A 17,063-nucleotide genomic window follows, 5' to 3' on the forward strand; every position below is an offset into this window, starting at 1 on the left:
AGAGCCGCCTTGCCCGGCAGAGCAGTCGTGCGCCGGCCGGAGGGCCGGCGCGTTCCATTTCCGAACAAAATAAAAACTCCTCGGCGAAATGTAAATTCCGTCGGAGGATTCAGTGAAACATATCACAGCTTCCGTAGTCACCTTCATTATACTCTTGCCTTCCAGAAGGGGCAATACATGATGCGGGATAGCGGGGAACGGGGAATCGTTCTCTTGTAACGGTGCGGCGGGATGGGTATACTTAATACTACAAGGAGGGATTAGAATGATTACAATCAGCGATCAGGCGGTTGAGAAAATAGAGGAAATGATAGCCCAGGAGGAGAATCCGGCTTTGTTCCTGCGCATCGGCGTCCATGCCGGCGGCTGCAGCGGCTTCTCTTACGGCATGGGGCTGGACGATCAGGAGAGTGCCGATGACGTCCATATGACGTTCGGCCAGGTGAAGGTCGTCGTCGACAAAGAGAGCATCCCTTTCTTGAACGGACTCGTTATTGACTACAAGGAGTCGGGAATGTCCGGCGGCTTCACGATCGACAACCCGAATGCCATCGCCACCTGCGGCTGCGGCGCGAGCTTCCGTACCGCTCTGGCGGAAGGCAAGGCGCAGAAGTGCGACGATTAAAGCACGCAGTTGTGCGGTTTTTGAGACGTTGATATCTTTTCGTCAGCATTTACGGGAGCCATGCGAAAGCATGTTCGGTACGGTTAGTAACATGCGAAAATTGCGTGTTATCAATCCCGATGATGAACAATAACAACACTTAGGATTGTTAATTCCGGCCTCTTTAATGGGTAATGTTGAAAATACCATTAGGGAGGTTTTTATTTTGTCTTTGAAAAAGCGGAAAAAGCGAATTGTTATCGATGAGGTGACATATCCCGAGCTTACGCTAGAACAAGCGTTGGATATGGTCGTCAGCGCAAAACGAGCCGAAGGGCTTCGCGACCGGACGTTGAGAGATTACGCGAAGGATCATTCCGAAATGGCTTAACGACGCCGCGGAAGAGGCGAATGTGAATTTCTCGCGAATTCTCCAGGTGAAAAAGGCACCGCTGAATAACACGGACTTGAGATTGAAGACAAACTCCCGCGAAATAGGGCAACCGCGGGCGTACTTTTCATTTTTATCCACAAATTAGGAGATGGGCGGCCGGTTTCCATGTCCCGCAACTCATCCGGATTCGGAGAGATCCGCATGAACCCCGCCAAAATTCGGTGTTACGGATGTAACGGGAGCCGTAGCGGAGCGGCCAGTTCGGCGTGAAGCACCTTCTCGATAAGGTCATGCGGATAGAAATGAAGCGGAATGAAGTCCGGCAAAGACGGTGCTGCAGAGAGCCAAAACCGCAGCGAGCCAATGGCGTTGATCCGCCAGGGCACGCCGATGCGCAGCCGCTCCAAGACGCCGTTCAAGGTCTGACAGGCTCGGTTCGCGAATATATCTCTATATATTCATTCGTCGTTCCCGGGCAGAACGTCTGCAACTCCGGGTCATTCACTCCGCCTAAGCTGCAGGATCACCCACCACTCTAGTTCCTTATTTCACGAAATGGCTGCAGTACCACCTTCCACTCTAGTTCCTTGGCTCCACAAGCTGCAGTACCACCTTCCACTCTAGTTCCTTGCTCCACAAAAGCTGCAACATTCTCGCCCCTCTGATTATCTTGCTCTACCAATCCTGCAAGAATGCAGTATTTCTATGGACACGAGGTTGCGAAAAATAGGATTGCTGCAAAAATACAGCAATTCCTCTTGCGGCAAGGGGTAGAGTGCGTTCAAAGTGGCGAAATACTGCAGTTTTGCAGGATTTTCTCGGAATTTCGCCTCTTGAGACTAAAAATGCTGCGCCTGTGCAGCATTTTCATGCGGGACCAGCCATGCGGGACCAGCCATGCGGGACCAGCCATGCGGGACCAGCCATGCGGGACCAGCCATGCGGACCAGCCATGCGGGACCAGCCCATGCGGACCAGCTCGCTGCAAGCGCAGACCAGCTTGCCCTAACGCTGGCCTGCCTTCCCCGCCCCCGCCATTTTAGCCGTCTTCTCTCTTCCGAGCAAGACTAGGTAGGCGGGGGAAAATGGGATATAATTTCCATGCGATAGAATGGCTTGATGGGCGGTGGCTAGTCTCCCGGGAGGGAGGAGACGCTTGTGAGCATGTATGAAGCGCTATTCGTTATATTCCAGTTTGGAATATGGATATTCGCGTTATTGATGTTCGTAATAACGCTGCTTCTATACCTCACACAAAGAAAATAGGCCGCCCTCCGGAAAAGTTTAACGGTCTATTTCTGTAATGTTTCCGCAGCCCCCGCTTTTGAAGCGGCTATTGCACTGGAGTCGTGTTACCGCACGGCCCTTTTCTATTAATATGAGAACATAGCGGTTTTTAAACTTCTACTTTATTTAGGGCCAGTGCATATCCACGTCGCCTCCCGAGGGGGCAGCGCGCTCGGGAGGTTTTTGTTCAGATGAAGCAAAAAACCTCCAATTCCCGTTAAAAGGGCTGGAGGTTCTTGGCGTCGTGCCGGCGCAGAATTGCGGCCGGGAGGCGCTATGGCCGGGCCGGCTCCTTGATCGTCTTCCCGAGCAGGACCATAAGCCAGATGATGGCGGCGCCCACAACCGCATGCCCCAGTCCGGCCATATGGTTCAGGCCGTTCATGTCCCGGCCGAGCACCTGCAGGATGCCGCGTGCCGCCATCGTGCCGATCGTCATCAGCATGCCGGCATTATAGACATAGTACCATGCCGTGAACGAGCGGACCTCGTGCACGCGGAACAAGCGAGCCAGGATGAGGAGCACGAGGAAGAAGAGGAAGCCGAGCACGAGCATATGGGTATGGAGCGGCTTCAGCATCGTATAGTCCGTAAAGCCGTTCAACTTGGTGAACTCTCTGTAAAAAACACCGGCTATCAGCCCGAGCACAGCATAAATAAATGATGTCACATACAGCTTTTTCATGGTGCATTCCCTCTCTCTATGTCATTTTGGGGAGCTGCTGGCCGCCCGGCCGCAGCAAGCAGACGGGCGGCGGCCGAGGCGGGAGCAGGCCGTCGGAGCTCCCATCGCCTCTGCATTCGCGCCATGATGGCAGGAGGCTTCAGGGGCTCTTCCCAGATTGCCTTTGCTCGTCTCTACGAGACAGTGTACCTGTCCCATATGAACGGAATATGAACGGAAGGTAACAAATTCAGAGGATCGGAACCTCCCCGCCGCACGGCGTGCCGCTTTCCTTCAAGGGAGCGGACGGGCCAGGCATGCGCTAAGAGGAAGCGGCGGAAGGCTTGGCCGGGAGCAGCACGGTGAATGCCGTCCCTTTTCCGACTTCGCTCGCGGCCTGGATCGAGCCGCCGTGCAAGCGGACAATGCGCTCGGCGATGGAGAGTCCGAGGCCGGTTCCGCTTTGCGCGCTTCGCTCATGAGAGCTTGATTTATAGAAGCGGTCGAAGATATGGGGAAGATCCTCCGCCGGGATTCCTTTGCCGGTATCGCGAATCACCACCTCGGCGCTTCCGTTCCCATTTATTCCACATTGTACCGAAAGAGTTCCGCCCGTATCTGTAAACTTGATCGCATTGGAGAGCAGGTTCATCCACACTTGATGAAGCAAGCCGGCATCGCCGGACATCTCCGTCTTCTCCAATTCGAGATGGAGCTCCAGCTTCTTCTCCGACCATTGAGGCTCCAGCGTAATCAACAGCTGCCGCAGCTGCTCGTCGAGCCGGAACGGCGCCCGCCTGAGCGCCTCCTGGCCGCGATCGAGCGACGCGAGCGTCAGCAGCTGCCGGCTTAGCCCGGACAAGCGCTCGCTCTCCACCGCGATAATATGGAGATATTTGCGTTCCTCTTCCGGAGGCAGCGGGTGTTCGAGCAATTGGACGGCCAGCCCGCGAATCGACGTAAGCGGGGACTGGATCTCATGGGATACGTTCGCGACGAACTGCTTCCGCATCGTGTCGGCCTGCTCGATGGATTGGGCCATGCGCGTGAAGCGTCGGGCCAGTTCCCCGATCTCGTCCTGGCGGTGGACGTCAAGCCGCACCTCATATTGTCCGCGTTCCAGCTCGGTGGTTGCTCTCGCCAGACGGTTGACCGGGCGGACGATATACCGGGATTTGATGGCGATAAGCACGAGGCTGAAGCCGAAGGTGACGGCCAGAAGCACGGCGAGCAGCAGCCGTATCTCCTCCGTCTGCCGCACCATATCCGGGCGGATGAACAGCGCGTACCGGCCGCCGTTCCGCGCTTCCAGCGGAAGGCCATAGCTGAACTCCAGCTTGTTCTCGAAAATATTCGGGATGAACCACCGCTGCTTGTTCTCAAGCAGGCCTGTGTAGACTTCGCCGTCAAGCACGCGCTGCACCGCTCCCTCCGGCAAGGACGAGTCCTTGAAGTCGCGGCCGAACGCAGCCGCTTGCCCGTCCTCACTGAACAAATAGAACTGGTACCCCATCCCGGCGAGATGCTCCATATAGGAGGCGAGCTTGTCCGGCGCGGATTCCTCGGCGAAAAAGGCGATGGAACGCCCGATCTCCCGCATTTTCTCCTCATAATGGAGGTTGAGGGTATGCCCGTATGCCAGATTGGCCGTGAGAAGGCCGACCGCGAAGCTGAGCAGCACGATGACGACGGAACTGGTCACGATCGTCGCATATAAGGATTTCATCCGCCGCGAACCTCCAGCTTGTAACCGAGTCCCCGGACGGTGACAATGCGGAAGTCGTCCGTCGCCTCATGCAGCCGCTCCCGGAGACGTTTAATATGGACATCGATCGTCCGGCTGTCGCCGGCGTAGTCGGCGCCCCAGATCTGATCGAGAAGCTGGTCGCGGGTGAACAATCTTCCGGGATGGGCGGCCAGCTGCGCCAGGAGCTCGAATTCCTTGCGGGGCAAGGCCCATTCTTGTCCGCCGGCCGTCACGATATAGCTCGCCCTGTCGATGATGGTGCCGTGGAAGCGAATCGTTGCGGCCGAGACAAGCTGATAGCGCCGCAGGAGCGCCCTCATCCGGAACAGAAGCTCCTTCGGCTCGAACGGCTTGACCAGATAATCGTCGGTGCCGGCTTCATATCCGGCTGCCTTATCCTCCAGCTCGCCCCGGGCCGTGAGCAGAATGACCGGAATATCGTAAAGCCGGCGGATCTCGGCGCAGAGCGTCCAGCCGTCCACGCCGGGCATCATCACATCGACAACGGCGATATGAATCGTTTCTTTTTCCAACAGAAGGGAAGCATGCGCGCCGTCCGCCGCCTCGATCACCTCATATTGCTCCCGTTCGAGAATCAAGCGCAGCAGGGCCCGAATATGCGGATCGTCGTCCGCGATAAGCACTCGAATGCGCATCCGTATGCACCGCCTTGAATGTAATAATTTTCACATAATCCGGAGAAGAGGCTCTCCATATAGCAAATCCTTGGAACCGCGGACGGCGGCTTCCAAGGATCTCGTTGTTCGCTACAGAAAGGTTTTGTCGATCATTATCGCAATCAAATAAAAGCAAAATAAGGAAAATAGCCAGCATCCTGCCCCCAGCAATCGATGCTGCTTTTTCCAAAATTGAAAGCCGAGTGCCAGTATTCCGGCATTGGCCAGAACCAGCACCACGGACATGCCGACAATGGCAATCCAATACAGCACTTCAAATACGGCGGCCGTCGTCATGGAAAGTCGCTCCCATCTTCATTATTGCAATCCCTCTCCAACCTTATCCACTACGATACCATCCCGCATGTGCAATGACAAGACGACGAGGACCGTGAAATGTGTCGAATTGCAGCGTTCCGGAACGGCGGAGCGGAGAAGATATGTCCCCAAAATAAGGGCGCGTGCCGTGGACAATCATCCAAGAATGAGCGGGCGTCATTGAGTATGTATAAACTAGAAGCTCGTAGACGAAAGGGGATAGACGCATGGAAGGACGACAGTTAGCCAGCAAATGGCTGAAGACGGAAGCCCTGCTTGGAAATTCGCGGGTTGCGGATCATATTCCGGCCACGCGGGTGTACAACACTTCCAATTTGCATCAAATGCTGAACCAGTACGGATTTGTCGTCATCAAGCCGATCGTTGGCGGCGGCGGAACCGGCGTCATCAAAGTCACGATGGAAGGCGGCAATTATGCGTACACCTATATGGCGAAGACGCGCTCCTTTACCGGATTCGATGCGATGGTCCGTTCGCTCTCCACGGTGAAGAAGAAGCGCAGCTACATTATTCAGCGCGGCATCCGGCTTGCTACGATTGACGGGCGGCCGATTGATTACCGGGTCAAATTCGTGAAGACGAGGGGGAGATGGATCTGCCGGGGCGTCGTCGGCAGGCTGGCGCGGCAGGGCCTCTTCGTGACGAATCTGTGCCGGGGCGGGACGCAGATAGGCGGGGCGGAAGGCATTCGCCGCTCTTTGTCCGGCCGGCTGGTCCGGACGAAAAGAAGAGAGATGCTGAACCTCTCGCGGAGGTGCACTCGAATATTGGAGCGAAAGTACCCGGGCATTAGCCAGCTCGGTTATGATTACGGGATCGATAAAGCCGGACATATCTGGATTTTTGAAGTGAATACCCGTCCGCAATAGCGAGAAATCGCGATGCGGGCGGCTTCCGCGCTGGCTGATAATCGGGTGATAGATTTCATTTGGGATGAACAGGATTATGATTAAAGATTTTTATCCAAAATTCAACAAAAATAGATGTGAATAAAGCTATCCACATCATCCCCAATGATTCAAGTCCTTTTTCGACGGTTATCAACAAGTTAAACACATATCTTCCACAATTGTCTGTGGATAACGGAACGCTTGTTCCTTAGAAAACAACCATGATATGATGATGGGGCATTAAGGAAACTTTTAGGAAAGGTTGTGATTAGGATGGCTTTGCTCTCCGATGAATTGCTTATGGATTCCTATGAGCAGGCAATCAAGCTGGGACTCGATGATGACTTCATCGCGCTGCTGCTTGCCGAAATTCAGAAACGCCGCCTGCATCCGACCCTCTTCCACAAACCGGTGCGCAGATAGAATAGCCGGTTATTCGTGATCCTTACTCCCAAGACAGGCCATTGACGGTTGAGGACGTATTACAGTGCTCACAATATAAGATATGCACACACAGCCGCCTGCTAGAACGATCCTTGATATGGATCGGGAGCGTCTCATTGGCGTCCTCCACTGGATTATAAGGAGAGTAAGGTCCATAATAATCTTCCAGTTTGCCGCTGTCGACGGCTGGGTTCAAACAGTTCGGACATTGAAAAAGCATGTGACTGGTTATGCCGTTGCATAGTGGACAAACATGAAACAAGGGTATCCTCCTCCGTTAGATACAGATTAGGAGTAGGATACCCTTTCTTTCCTTTTATCATGACACAACGTTATATTGCTCAAGCTGCGCCATTCTGCCCCGCCAGGCAGGCCGCTTACATCTTCATGTTGCTGCTGTGGCCCGGGGACAGCTTGGCCGTCGGATCGATATACACCTTCGCGTTGTTCACCGCAGTAGGCGCTTCGCCGAAGCCGACCGCAATCAACTTCAGCTTGCCGGGATATGTCGTAATATCGCCTGCCGCGAATATGCCCGGTATGTTGGTCTCCATCCGGGTATCGACGACAATCGATCCGCCTTCAATGTTCAATCCCCATTCGGCAATCGGCCCCAACGAGGATACGAATCCGAAGTTAACGATGACCGCATCGACATCGATATCCATCGAGCCCTTGCTCTTCGTGTCGGCGATAGTTACCCGTTCCACGCGGCCCGCGTCACCGTGCAGGGCGGTAATCTCCTTCGGCGTCAGCACCTGCACCTTCGAGTTCATCAATTGCTCGACGCTGTGCTCATGGGCGCGGAACTTGTCGCGGCGGTGAATCAAGGTCACCTGCTCCGCAATCGGCTCCAGCATCAAGGCCCAGTCTACGGCGGAATCGCCGCCGCCGCTGATCAAGACGCGCTGACCTTTGAACTGCTGCAGATCGCTGACGAAGTAGTGCAGATTCGACTTCTCGTACTGCGCGGCTTCCGGCAGCTCGAGCCGGCGAGGTTCGAAGGCGCCCACGCCCGCGGTGATAATCACGGCCTTGGCGTGATGGACCTGCTTATCGGTCGTCACCGCGAAGAGGCGCTCATCAAGCTTCTCGACCTTAAGAACCTTCTCTTCCAAGCGCACATCGGGATGGAAATGATCCATCTGCTGCTTGAGCTGATTGACCAGTTCCTGGGCCGTAACCTTCGGGAATCCGGCTACGTCATAAATGTATTTCTCCGGGTACAGGGCTGCCAGTTGTCCTCCTAATTGAGGCATGCTCTCAAGCAGCCGCACGGATGCTTGACGCATGCCGCCGTAGAAGGCGGCGAACATTCCGGCAGGACCGCCACCAATAATAAGAATATCTACAATATCTTGTTGTGAAGCTGGCTGTGAATCCAAGGCAGAGCACCTCCAAAATGACGATGTCAGACCACGTGATCATGGTCATTGTGCAATCCGGCACATTATCCATTATAAACCTAGTGCGGAGAGAAGGAAACAATGCAATTGAAAATGTTTCAAGTCATGGCAGCGGTTTTCACAAATGAAATGTGGTACAATATAGGAAAGAAGGAAGAAGACGAAAAATAGCGTCCGTTATTTTCCAGTTCAAAAAAACAAACCTGTTAAACGCTTACAAATTGAATTCGGTAAAAATGATGCTTGTATTTTAGCTGGAAACTCGATATCATTGCATGTGGATTGTATACAAAGTTCGATAAATTGTCGATGATGCAATTCATAGCGGCGCTTCTTTTATACAACATTGCGCAGGCACTAGTTTATTTTTTTTTGTGGGGATTTTCACATTTCCACAACGACTTATTATAAATGGGCGTCGAAGCACAGCCGATTCTTTTCCTGCGGGTTCACAGAGTCGGCTCAAGTTGATTTACCCGACTGGAAGGAGCAAATTACGATGAGCAACATACCTAAAATCGTCATTTTAGGCGCGGGTTACGGTGGCATCATGGCAGCTCAGCGGCTGCAAAAAGAACTGAATTACAATGAAGCGGATGTAACGCTGGTCAACAAACATGACTACCATTACTTCACGACTCATTTGCATATGCCTGCTGCCGGTACGGACTCCTATGAGAATGCGCGCGTATCGATTTCGAAGCTGATCGACGAGTTCAAGATTGATTTCGTCAAATCGACCGTCAAAGAAATCCGCGTGCAAGACAAGAAAGTCATTTTGGAAGACGGAACGCTGTCCTTTGATTATTTGGTCATCGGTCTGGGCGGCGAGCCAGAGACATTTGGCATTCCGGGTCTGGGCGAGTATGCGTTCAGCATTCGCAGCATCAACTCGGTCCGCGTTATCCGCGAGCATATTGAGCATCAATTCGCTCTGTTCAAGCAGGACGAGAGCAAGAAGGAGCGCCTGAACTTCATCGTCGGCGGTGCGGGCTTCACCGGGATCGAGTTCGTAGGCGAATTGTCCGATCGCATTCCGCAACTGTGCAAGCAGTTCGATGTCGATCCGCAGATGGTCCATATTTATAACATTGAAGCGGCGCCGACAGCGCTCCCGGGCTTCGATCCGGAGCTGGTCGAATACGCGATGGACGTGCTGAAGAAGAAGGGCGTCACCTTCAAGCTGGCGACGGCCATTAAGGAATGCACGCCGGAAGGCGTCGTGCTCGCAACCGGCGAAGAGATCAAGGCGTCCACGGTCGTATGGACCGGGGGTATCCGCGGCAACCGTCTTATCGAGCAAGCCGGCTTCGAAGCGATGCGCGGCCGCGTGAAGGTCGATGAATATTTGCGGGCGCCTGGCCATGACAACATCTTTATTATCGGTGACAACTCGTTGATTATTAACCCGGCCAACGATCGTCCATACCCGCCGACGGCGCAAATGGCGATGCAGCAAGGTCCGGTATGCACAAGCAATATCGTCGCTTCCATTCGCAATCAACCGCTTAAGAAATTCGAGTTCCATAATAAAGGGACCGTAGCATCCTTGGGCAAAGGCGAAGCGATCGGCGTCGTCGGCTCGAAGAAGCTGAAAGGCTTCTGGGCGGCGCAGCTGAAAAAAGTGATCGACATTCGCTGGCTGTTCATCATCGGCGGCATTTCCTTGGCGCTTCGCAAAGGAAAGTTCTTCTAAGCGATGCGTCATTGCAGCGTGCAGGTGCGCGGACTGTTGACCCGCCCCGAATTGGATCGCTACAACGCCTTGATGGAGGTCGGATCGTATCTGGAGCAGCAGAACCGCCACGATCTGGCCTATACGGTTCAAAAAGAAGTCGATCTGCTCATCCAACCGGCGATCGAACGGTTGAAGGAAAAAGGCCGCATGCGGGATCGCATGACGGCGGAATATTTGGCTTCATTGCAGGATGAAGAAGAGTGATTTAAGATGGGCACACCGCCGCCGCAGCTCGATGCGGCGGCTTTTTTGTGGCTAGGTATAAATATTTTTGATTGATAATGATTTAAAACAACTATTTTTTTGATGCCAATCGTCCGTGCTATAGTGTAACCAATCAGTTGACGCCTGTGGGTTCATCCTGCTTTTCGATTGCCCATGAGGCGGAAATTCAATTCGGAGGAGGAAGCGGTTTGCGTATCACGCCAAATGAAAGCGGTGCCAATAACTTATCGGGCCGCCTGGATCGGCTGCCTGTCAGTTCGATTCATCGCAAGACGTTAGTGACGCTGGCGATCATTTATTTTTTTGAATATGCGGATTTGAATACGTTTTCTTTCGTGGCCCCGGTATTGAAAAAGGAGTGGGGGATGTCCGTCACCGAGATCGGCTGGATCACATCAAGCTCTTTTCTCGGGATGTTCATCGGTTCGGTAATTGGCGGATGGTTCGCGGACCGATACGGAAGAAAGCGGGCCATTATGTTAATGACGTTATTCTTTTCCGTGTTCTCTATGCTTACGGCTGTGGCATGGAATCCGGTCATCCTCGGAATTTTCCGCTTCTTGACCGGCATGGGAGTATCCGCGGCCCTGATCAATTCGAGCACATATATCAGCGAGTTTTTCCCCTCCGTTTCCCGAGGCAAATTTCAGGGCATCGCACTCGTCGTCGGCTTGCTGGGCATTCCGGTCACCGGCTGGATTTCAACCTTGCTTATCGGGTTAGGCCCCTTCGGCTGGAAATTCGTCTTCGTCTGGGGCGGAATGGGGATCGCAGGTGTATGGTTCCTGCGCCATCTTCATGAAATTCCTCGTTGGCATGTATCCCGGGGAGAAACGGAAAAAGCGGAAGCGATCGTCCGGCAGGTGGAAGAGCAGGTGCTCCGCGAAAAAGGAGAGCTGCCTCCCGTTCCCGAGCCTGCTTATCGGCCGCAAGCGCATACGGCAGCCAAGGGCTACCGCGAATTGTTCAAGGGAAAATATCGCCACCGGACGCTTATCCTGGCTATGGCCTGGATTTTCCAGACACTGGGCTTCTACGGATTCGGCTCCTGGGTTCCGACGCTGCTCGTTCAGAACGGGATTATGCTCGATAAATCACTGCTGTACAGCACGTTGATTACGATCGGGGCTCCGCTCGGAGCTTTGCTGGGCGCGATGATCTCCGACCGTTTTGAACGGAAGTGGAATTTGGTCGCTTCATCGCTCTTTATCGCAATATCCGTATTCTTTTATGGCATGACGGTCAATCCGCTGTTCCTTATCGCGTTCGGCTTTCTCGTGAATCTAATCGAGCGAACCTATTCCTCCAACCTTTACACCTATACGTCTGAAATGTATCCGACATCGATTCGCGGGTCGGGCTATGGGCTAACGTACGGCTTGGGGCGGTTCTCCAATGTGCTTGGGCCGATGCTGATCAGCTTGCTGCTGCTTGAGTTCGGAAGCTTCAGCGTCTTCGCGTTCATCTCGCTCTGCTGGGTCGGTTCAGCGATCGCCTTGAGCTTCGGTCCCGCCACCAACCGGCGCAGCCTGGATGACTTCGAGAGCGGCGAGGATGAGATCAGACCATTCGAGCGAACCCGGGCGATGACGGCGATGGCCAAGAACGATTGAGCAATCAGGGAAGAGAAGAAGATAGAGAGACCGCGATGGTTTCGCTCTATCTTCTTTTTGGCGTTTCCAAGTCTCTATTTTTCATAAAATCCACGAATTCCTTAATTAGCGTCAAGTTAAGCGACTCTTTCCGATAAATCATCCACGATTTCCGTTTCCATGGCTCGCCGTGCTGTGTGGTCAAATTAATTTTGTATAAATCCTCTTGGCCGCCGAGCACGATAGTCGGCAATATGGCATATCCGAGCCCGTTCAACACCATTTCTTTGCCGGTCTCCATCTTATCCACCTCCATCGCGATGTTCGGGGGCAGGGAATACCGCTCCTTCCACCAGAGGTCGATCGTATTTTGCAGGGAGGGCTCCGTCTTATAATTGATTCGCGGGAGGCTGGGCAGGTCCTGAAGACGAATTTCGTGCTTGGAGACGATGCAAATATTCTCCTCCATCATTAAATGCTTCTCGTCCGGCCAATCGTAATCGCCCCGAATCATGCCGATATGGACATGCTGGCTGTAGACGGAATGAACGAGATTCGAGCTCCAGTCCGTCATGACCCTCACTTCCACATCCGGGTACTGCTCCAGAAATTGCTTGAGAATGGAGGGGAGAATATAAGTCGCAATATTGCTGGCTACGCCCAAGCGAAGGATTCCCGTGACCTTATTGTCCATATTTCGCAGAAATTCTTTCGTCTGGCGAAGCTGCAGGCGCATATCTTTGGCGTACTTGACCAGATGCTCCCCCTGAGGCGTGAATTGAATGCCCCTTCTTCCCCGGTTGACGATCTTGACGCCGAATTCTTTTTCCAGCTGTTGTATCCGGTACGTTAGCGCCGGCTGAGAAATATAAAGCTTCTCCGCGGCCTTGGTAATGTTCTGCTCATGGTGCAGTGTCTCCAAAATGATCCAATCTTTCTCCTCCATCATATCCTCCTCGCTCCAGATATCGAAAAAAATTATCGAAAACAATAAAAGTTCGATATTTTATTTATTGCAAATACAGTAATACACTGAAATTAAAAAGTCAATGAATCAACGGCAGCGATAGATAAGGAGTGAGGGGTAATGTATGGCTTCGGACAAGTGGTCGGCATACCGGCAGTGATGATGCGGGGAGGGACAAGCAAAGGGCTCGTATTGCGGACCTGCGATCTCCCGTCAGACGGCGCGCTGCGGGATCAGGTTATTTTGCGCATGTTCGGAAGCCCGGACAGCAATCAGATCGACGGGCTGGGAGGGGGGAGCAGTCTGACCAGCAAGCTGGCCCTGATCGGCCCTCCTTCTCATCCGGAGGCGCATATCGATTATACCTTCGGGCAAGTCAGCCTTGACAAGAACATTATCGATTATAAAGTCACTTGCGGGAATCTGACGGCGGCGGTCGGGCTGTATGCCGCGGAAGAAGGTTACGTCCCCTTGGCTGAACCGATTACGGAAGTGAAGATATACAATACCAATATCGATAAACTGGTTATTGCCGAAATTCCGGTGAAGAACGGGGCCATTCAATATGAAGGCCAGTTCTCGATCGCTGGCGTTCCGGGCGAATCGTCCAGGATTATGCTGAATTTTCCCGATGCGGGCGGGACGTTTACGCGCAAAACGCTCCCGACAGGAAATGTCGTCGACACGGTGCAAGCGGGTGACGGGCGGCGGATGGAGATCAGTATCGTGGACTGCGTCAACACGATTGTCTTTGTCAACGCGCGGGATGTCGGGCTTGCGGGCACGGAGCTTCGGGAGGACATCAACGGCAATGCGGCGCTGCTGGACACGCTGGAGCAGATTCGTGTCGAGGGCGGCATTCTGGCCGGGCTAATCCGGCCGGACGAACCAGTCGGCCCGGGAACCCATTCGCTCCCCAAGCTCGTCATCGTCGCGAAGCCGGCCGATTATGTCACGTCGGCTCATGAGATGATACGCGCGGCGGACATCGATATTTTATCGCGCTATATTTCGATGGGGGGCCTTCATAGGGCCCATGCTGTCGGCGGTGCGTTGGCGCTTGCGGCCGCCTGCCAAATCCCGGGGACGCTCCCCAACCGGTTGGCGGCATCCTCGGGTTCGGCCGTGCGCATCGGGCACCCGTCCGGCACGATGTATGCGGAAGCCGCCGTCGCCAGCACAGCATCGGATTGGCTGGTCATGCGAGCGGCTTGCGGCCGAACCGCCCGCAGGCTAATGGCCGGCGACGCCTATATTCCGGCAGCCGTGCTGTCTGCCCCGAACTAAGCGTCCTGTCCGCGAATCGGGAGGCAGCATGAGGAGCGGGCGCTGGCTTCAGGAGCATAGGCATGGAATGCACAAACCGGGAAGCCCCCTGCGGGCTTCCCGGTCTGTGCTTCTCCGGCTAGCGTAAAGAACGCTATACCTTCATGATGTCGTTCAGCTTCTCCGGCGTAAGCAGGTTCCCGACGTAGAAGGAGCCGAACTCGCCGAAGCGGGCGCTCACTTCATCGAAGCGCATCTCGTAGACCAGCTTCTTGAATTGCAGCGCGTCGTCGCTGAACAGCGTGACGCCCCATTCCCAATCATCGAGGCCGACGGAGCCGGTAATGATCTGCTTCACCTTCCCGGCATAGCTGCGGCCGATCATGCCGTGGCTTCGCATCATGGCGCGGCGATCGTCCATGGACAGCATGTACCAGTTGTCGGAGAGATCGCGCTTCTTGTTCATCGGATAGAAGCAGATATGCTTGCTCTTCGGCAGCGCCGGCTTCAGGCGGGCCGCCACTTCCGGATTGTCCATCGGATCGCCGGTCGCTCCGGGCTTCGCCATATAATTGCTCAGCTCGACAATGCTCACGTACGAGTAAGTTGGAATCGTATATTGTGCGAAGGAGGTTTTGTTGAAGGCATGCTCCATCGCGTTCAATTCTTCCAAGGTCTCGCGCAGATGGAATTGAACGAGATCGGCCTTCTGCCCGACGATGCTGTATACGGCGGTGCTTCCCCGCTTCTCTTCTTCCGCCTTGGTCCAAGCGGACCAGAGCGATTGCAGCTCGTCCAGCGCATGCGCTCGCTCCTCGTCATCCGCCTTGTTCCACTTCGTCCAGTCGATTAAGCGAAAATCATGGAGCGCATACCAGCCTTCCAATGTTAATGCGGCTTCATTCATGTCGTGAACCTCCAATGCTTTATTATATGAAAATGTCTTCATCGTCAAACATACACAAGGCCATTGTAGCGTAACTATCGGCCCAGGGGCAACTTGGGGGTGACAAATGTCACTGAATGTTCGTTGATTTTTGGCTTCTCTGCCAGTACACTAATACTAATCAAGGCAAATTAGTGAATTTTGGATATGCGGCAGGCCGTCGGAGTATCCAGGCGGAGATAGGTTACAGGGGGATGATGATAGACATGATGGGATGGATAATGGTCATCATTTTGATGATGCTGTTCTTCGTCATGATGTTCGGCATCGGGTTTATTTTGAACATGCTGATGAAGACGACCTGGTTCCCAATCGGATTTTACATCGTTATTGTGCTGCCGGCGACCATTTGGATGCTGTGGAAGAGCGAGCTGTCCTTTTTCGGCAACATCGGAAGCTACGGTCTTGTCGATTATTTGACGGCATTGGCGGGGCTGGCGGGAGCCTTCGTCAGCGGCAAGACGATCGACGTGCTTCGCAAGAGCGGCTACAAAATGTTCTGACTTGGTTTACTGGGCGTGGAACGGGGTTCCGCGCCTTTTTGGATCGCCCGGGGGCGCGCGAGTGCGCTTATTCCGGCCGAAGTATGCCCCACGGACACCGCCAGATGATGCGCGAATGTGAAAGGTCCCGCACAGAGCGCGGTGAGCGGCACGGACATTTCCGGACGAGGCATAAATGCTAGGAATCATGCAAAAGTGCAGTGCAGTGAGAGGCACAGACACCCCCGGACGAGGCACGAATGGGAATGGTCCTTGCGAAAGTGCTTCAGACACCGTCAGATGAGCCGCGAATCCTAAAATCCTGCAAAAGTGCAGGAATTTTTGAGTTTATTGGGGGATTTTTGTGAAATTCCTGCGAAAATGCAGGAATTCACAACTTTTCCTCTATTTGAGGCTGTTTGCGGGCGAAATTGATGCAGATTTCAGGCTGTTGGAAAACCCCTGTTTTTTGTGAAGGGGTGGAGAAGGTCCATTTTCCTCATCCAAACTTTGGCTCTTAGAGCGTTTTAAATCGATTTTTTCTACCGGGAGAAGAGATCCACATCACAGGTGAAAAGTCCCATAGACTACTCAATGGCCTGATTTTACGGGATCCAACCGACCGCGTCGGATGCTGGGGGCATCATCGCCTTCAGGAAGCATTATCAGCCTGCTGGAAGCACTATCGGCCTGCTGGAAGCATCGTTGCCTCCTGGGGCTTGGACGTGCGGAGGAAATTGCTGCTATTTTACAGGAATTTCGGCTTAATGAGTCCCCATCCCGAGGAATTGCTGCAAATCTACATCATTTTAGGCCCTTTTGCTTCAAACCGAAGCGAAACGGGGGAAATTCCTGTAATTTTGCAGGATTCCCTTTCTGGAATAGTCGTCCCTATCGAATTGCTGTATTTCTGCAGGATTTCGCTTACCGAATCGGCGTGCCTGGAAAAATCGTGGTGTTTGCGGATTTCTCCTGCCGGATGGGCGTGTCTAGGGAAATGGTACAGTTTTCAGGATGGTGGAAATATCCATTTTCCTACTCAAAACTTCTTTCTCAACAGCCTGAGATTTGCAGGATTTTATGATTCGAACATCCGACTCGGTGGGAATGCTGCATAATTGCATTATTTTCTCAGAACTTCAAGGATAGAGAGCTCGCCCCAGCGTCAGGGTCAGCAATGCAACGGGCGCATTCGCCGCAGGAATCGGTGTATCTCTCCGCACGCATTCTCTTTCAAAGAAGGTAGCCTCGAACTAGCTGTCTCCCAAGCTGCCATCTCCAAAGCGGTTGTCCTCAGAGTAGCGCTCTCCCAAGCTGTCATCTTCAGAGGAGTTTTCTCCTCAAAAGAGAGTCTTCTAAACAGTTCCCCTAAGTAACGATAACCAAAGGACACTT

At 53.6% G+C, this 17,063-nt stretch carries 19 protein-coding genes; 11 read left to right on the forward strand and 8 right to left on the reverse strand.

Annotated elements, in window-relative coordinates; genetic code table 11:
• Positions 1–265: 265 nt before the first annotated feature.
• A complete protein-coding gene (locus L6439_RS05740) occupies positions 266–625 on the forward strand; it encodes a HesB/IscA family protein (protein ID WP_168179793.1) in 360 nt (119 codons plus the stop codon).
• 205 nt (positions 626–830) lie between these two features.
• Positions 831–995, forward strand: a complete 165-nt coding sequence (locus L6439_RS05745) for a hypothetical protein (RefSeq protein WP_237096757.1) — start codon at positions 831–833, stop codon at positions 993–995.
• Between the two features lie 227 nt (positions 996–1,222).
• Here L6439_RS05745 and L6439_RS05750 read toward each other — a convergent pair whose 3' ends face one another.
• Positions 1,223–1,417, reverse strand: coding sequence for a hypothetical protein (locus tag L6439_RS05750; protein ID WP_213468824.1), 195 nt, complete (start codon positions 1,415–1,417; stop codon positions 1,223–1,225).
• A gap of 745 nt (positions 1,418–2,162) precedes the next feature.
• On the opposite strand from L6439_RS05750, the gene L6439_RS29620 reads away from it, so the two are divergent.
• On the forward strand, positions 2,163–2,264 hold the full coding sequence (locus L6439_RS29620; protein WP_366925986.1) for a putative holin-like toxin: 102 nt from the start codon (positions 2,163–2,165) through the stop codon (positions 2,262–2,264).
• A gap of 295 nt (positions 2,265–2,559) precedes the next feature.
• On the opposite strand, the gene L6439_RS05755 is transcribed toward L6439_RS29620, so the two are convergent.
• The 4 genes from L6439_RS05755 to L6439_RS05770 all read right to left on the reverse strand — a co-directional run bounded on the left by L6439_RS05755 (position 2,560) and on the right by L6439_RS05770 (position 5,670).
• Positions 2,560–2,970 carry a DUF2871 domain-containing protein gene (locus tag L6439_RS05755; protein WP_213468825.1) on the reverse strand — a complete coding sequence of 137 codons (411 nt, stop codon included), beginning with the start codon at positions 2,968–2,970 and terminating at the stop codon, positions 2,560–2,562.
• A 301-nt stretch (positions 2,971–3,271) separates the two neighbouring features.
• A complete protein-coding gene (locus L6439_RS05760) occupies positions 3,272–4,675 on the reverse strand; it encodes a sensor histidine kinase (protein ID WP_213468826.1) in 1,404 nt (467 codons plus the stop codon).
• On the reverse strand, positions 4,672–5,352 hold the full coding sequence (locus L6439_RS05765) for a response regulator transcription factor (RefSeq protein ID WP_168179789.1): 681 nt from the start codon (positions 5,350–5,352) through the stop codon (positions 4,672–4,674). Before L6439_RS05765 ends, L6439_RS05760 begins: the two co-directional genes overlap by 4 nt.
• Positions 5,353–5,463: 111 nt before the next feature.
• Positions 5,464–5,670 carry a hypothetical protein gene (locus L6439_RS05770; RefSeq protein WP_168179788.1) on the reverse strand — a complete coding sequence of 69 codons (207 nt, stop codon included), beginning with the start codon at positions 5,668–5,670 and terminating at the stop codon, positions 5,464–5,466.
• 248 nt (positions 5,671–5,918) lie between these two features.
• Between L6439_RS05770 and L6439_RS05775 the strand changes: the two genes are divergently transcribed.
• Positions 5,919–6,581, forward strand: a complete 663-nt coding sequence (locus tag L6439_RS05775) for a YheC/YheD family protein (protein ID WP_213468827.1) — start codon at positions 5,919–5,921, stop codon at positions 6,579–6,581.
• A 294-nt stretch (positions 6,582–6,875) separates the two neighbouring features.
• The gene (gene sda, locus L6439_RS05780; RefSeq protein ID WP_006676062.1) at positions 6,876–7,025 is read left to right on the forward strand and encodes a sporulation histidine kinase inhibitor Sda; all 150 of its coding nucleotides are present in this window, start codon (positions 6,876–6,878) and stop codon (positions 7,023–7,025) included.
• A gap of 398 nt (positions 7,026–7,423) precedes the next feature.
• Here sda and L6439_RS05785 read toward each other — a convergent pair whose 3' ends face one another.
• Positions 7,424–8,431: an NAD(P)/FAD-dependent oxidoreductase gene (locus tag L6439_RS05785; RefSeq protein WP_168179786.1), complete on the reverse strand. Its 1,008-nt coding sequence runs from the start codon at positions 8,429–8,431 to the stop codon at positions 7,424–7,426.
• Positions 8,432–8,951: 520 nt separating this feature from the next.
• Between L6439_RS05785 and L6439_RS05790 the strand changes: the two genes are divergently transcribed.
• From L6439_RS05790 to L6439_RS05800, 3 genes are all read left to right on the forward strand, one after another.
• Positions 8,952–10,148: an NAD(P)/FAD-dependent oxidoreductase gene (locus tag L6439_RS05790; RefSeq protein ID WP_168179785.1), complete on the forward strand. Its 1,197-nt coding sequence runs from the start codon at positions 8,952–8,954 to the stop codon at positions 10,146–10,148.
• Positions 10,149–10,151: 3 nt separating this feature from the next.
• Complete coding sequence (locus tag L6439_RS05795; protein ID WP_168179784.1) at positions 10,152–10,394, forward strand: hypothetical protein; 243 nt, start codon at positions 10,152–10,154, stop codon at positions 10,392–10,394.
• A gap of 209 nt (positions 10,395–10,603) precedes the next feature.
• Positions 10,604–12,028 carry an MFS transporter gene (locus tag L6439_RS05800; RefSeq protein WP_213468828.1) on the forward strand — a complete coding sequence of 475 codons (1,425 nt, stop codon included), beginning with the start codon at positions 10,604–10,606 and terminating at the stop codon, positions 12,026–12,028.
• Between the two features lie 46 nt (positions 12,029–12,074).
• On the opposite strand, the gene L6439_RS05805 is transcribed toward L6439_RS05800, so the two are convergent.
• Positions 12,075–12,953, reverse strand: a complete 879-nt coding sequence (locus tag L6439_RS05805; RefSeq protein ID WP_213468829.1) for a LysR family transcriptional regulator — start codon at positions 12,951–12,953, stop codon at positions 12,075–12,077.
• Between the two features lie 141 nt (positions 12,954–13,094).
• Between L6439_RS05805 and L6439_RS05810 the strand changes: the two genes are divergently transcribed.
• Positions 13,095–14,261: a 2-methylaconitate cis-trans isomerase PrpF family protein gene (locus L6439_RS05810; protein ID WP_213468830.1), complete on the forward strand. Its 1,167-nt coding sequence runs from the start codon at positions 13,095–13,097 to the stop codon at positions 14,259–14,261.
• Between the two features lie 133 nt (positions 14,262–14,394).
• Here L6439_RS05810 and hemQ read toward each other — a convergent pair whose 3' ends face one another.
• Positions 14,395–15,147, reverse strand: coding sequence for a hydrogen peroxide-dependent heme synthase (gene hemQ / locus L6439_RS05815; RefSeq protein ID WP_213468831.1), 753 nt, complete (start codon positions 15,145–15,147; stop codon positions 14,395–14,397).
• A gap of 248 nt (positions 15,148–15,395) precedes the next feature.
• Here hemQ and L6439_RS05820 point away from each other — a divergent pair, with 248 nt between their 5' ends.
• Both L6439_RS05820 and L6439_RS05825 read left to right on the forward strand, forming a co-directional pair.
• The gene (locus L6439_RS05820; RefSeq protein WP_168179868.1) at positions 15,396–15,689 is read left to right on the forward strand and encodes a YuiB family protein; all 294 of its coding nucleotides are present in this window, start codon (positions 15,396–15,398) and stop codon (positions 15,687–15,689) included.
• Between the two features lie 746 nt (positions 15,690–16,435).
• Positions 16,436–16,786, forward strand: a complete 351-nt coding sequence (locus L6439_RS05825; protein WP_213468832.1) for a hypothetical protein — start codon at positions 16,436–16,438, stop codon at positions 16,784–16,786.
• Positions 16,787–17,063: the final 277 nt, after the last annotated feature.

Source organism: Paenibacillus dendritiformis (assembly GCF_021654795.1).
Taxonomy (GTDB): domain Bacteria; phylum Bacillota; class Bacilli; order Paenibacillales; family Paenibacillaceae; genus Paenibacillus_B.

Coding starts and splice junctions, on each gene's coding strand:
- L6439_RS05740 (WP_168179793.1), top strand. CDS start 266: ATGATTACAATCAGCGATCAGGCGGTTGAGAAAATAGAGGAAATGATA.
- L6439_RS05820 (WP_168179868.1), top strand. CDS start 15,396: ATGGGATGGATAATGGTCATCATTTTGATGATGCTGTTCTTCGTCATG.
- L6439_RS05825 (WP_213468832.1), top strand. CDS start 16,436: ATGAGTCCCCATCCCGAGGAATTGCTGCAAATCTACATCATTTTAGGC.
- L6439_RS05770 (WP_168179788.1), bottom strand. CDS start 5,670: ATGACGACGGCCGCCGTATTTGAAGTGCTGTATTGGATTGCCATTGTC.
- L6439_RS05790 (WP_168179785.1), top strand. CDS start 8,952: ATGAGCAACATACCTAAAATCGTCATTTTAGGCGCGGGTTACGGTGGC.
- L6439_RS05765 (WP_168179789.1), bottom strand. CDS start 5,352: ATGCGCATTCGAGTGCTTATCGCGGACGACGATCCGCATATTCGGGCC.
- L6439_RS05805 (WP_213468829.1), bottom strand. CDS start 12,953: ATGGAGGAGAAAGATTGGATCATTTTGGAGACACTGCACCATGAGCAG.
- hemQ (WP_213468831.1), bottom strand. CDS start 15,147: ATGAATGAAGCCGCATTAACATTGGAAGGCTGGTATGCGCTCCATGAT.
- L6439_RS29620 (WP_366925986.1), top strand. CDS start 2,163: ATGTATGAAGCGCTATTCGTTATATTCCAGTTTGGAATATGGATATTC.
- L6439_RS05755 (WP_213468825.1), bottom strand. CDS start 2,970: ATGAAAAAGCTGTATGTGACATCATTTATTTATGCTGTGCTCGGGCTG.
- L6439_RS05810 (WP_213468830.1), top strand. CDS start 13,095: ATGTATGGCTTCGGACAAGTGGTCGGCATACCGGCAGTGATGATGCGG.
- L6439_RS05775 (WP_213468827.1), top strand. CDS start 5,919: ATGGAAGGACGACAGTTAGCCAGCAAATGGCTGAAGACGGAAGCCCTG.
- L6439_RS05795 (WP_168179784.1), top strand. CDS start 10,152: ATGCGTCATTGCAGCGTGCAGGTGCGCGGACTGTTGACCCGCCCCGAA.
- sda (WP_006676062.1), top strand. CDS start 6,876: ATGGCTTTGCTCTCCGATGAATTGCTTATGGATTCCTATGAGCAGGCA.
- L6439_RS05760 (WP_213468826.1), bottom strand. CDS start 4,675: ATGAAATCCTTATATGCGACGATCGTGACCAGTTCCGTCGTCATCGTG.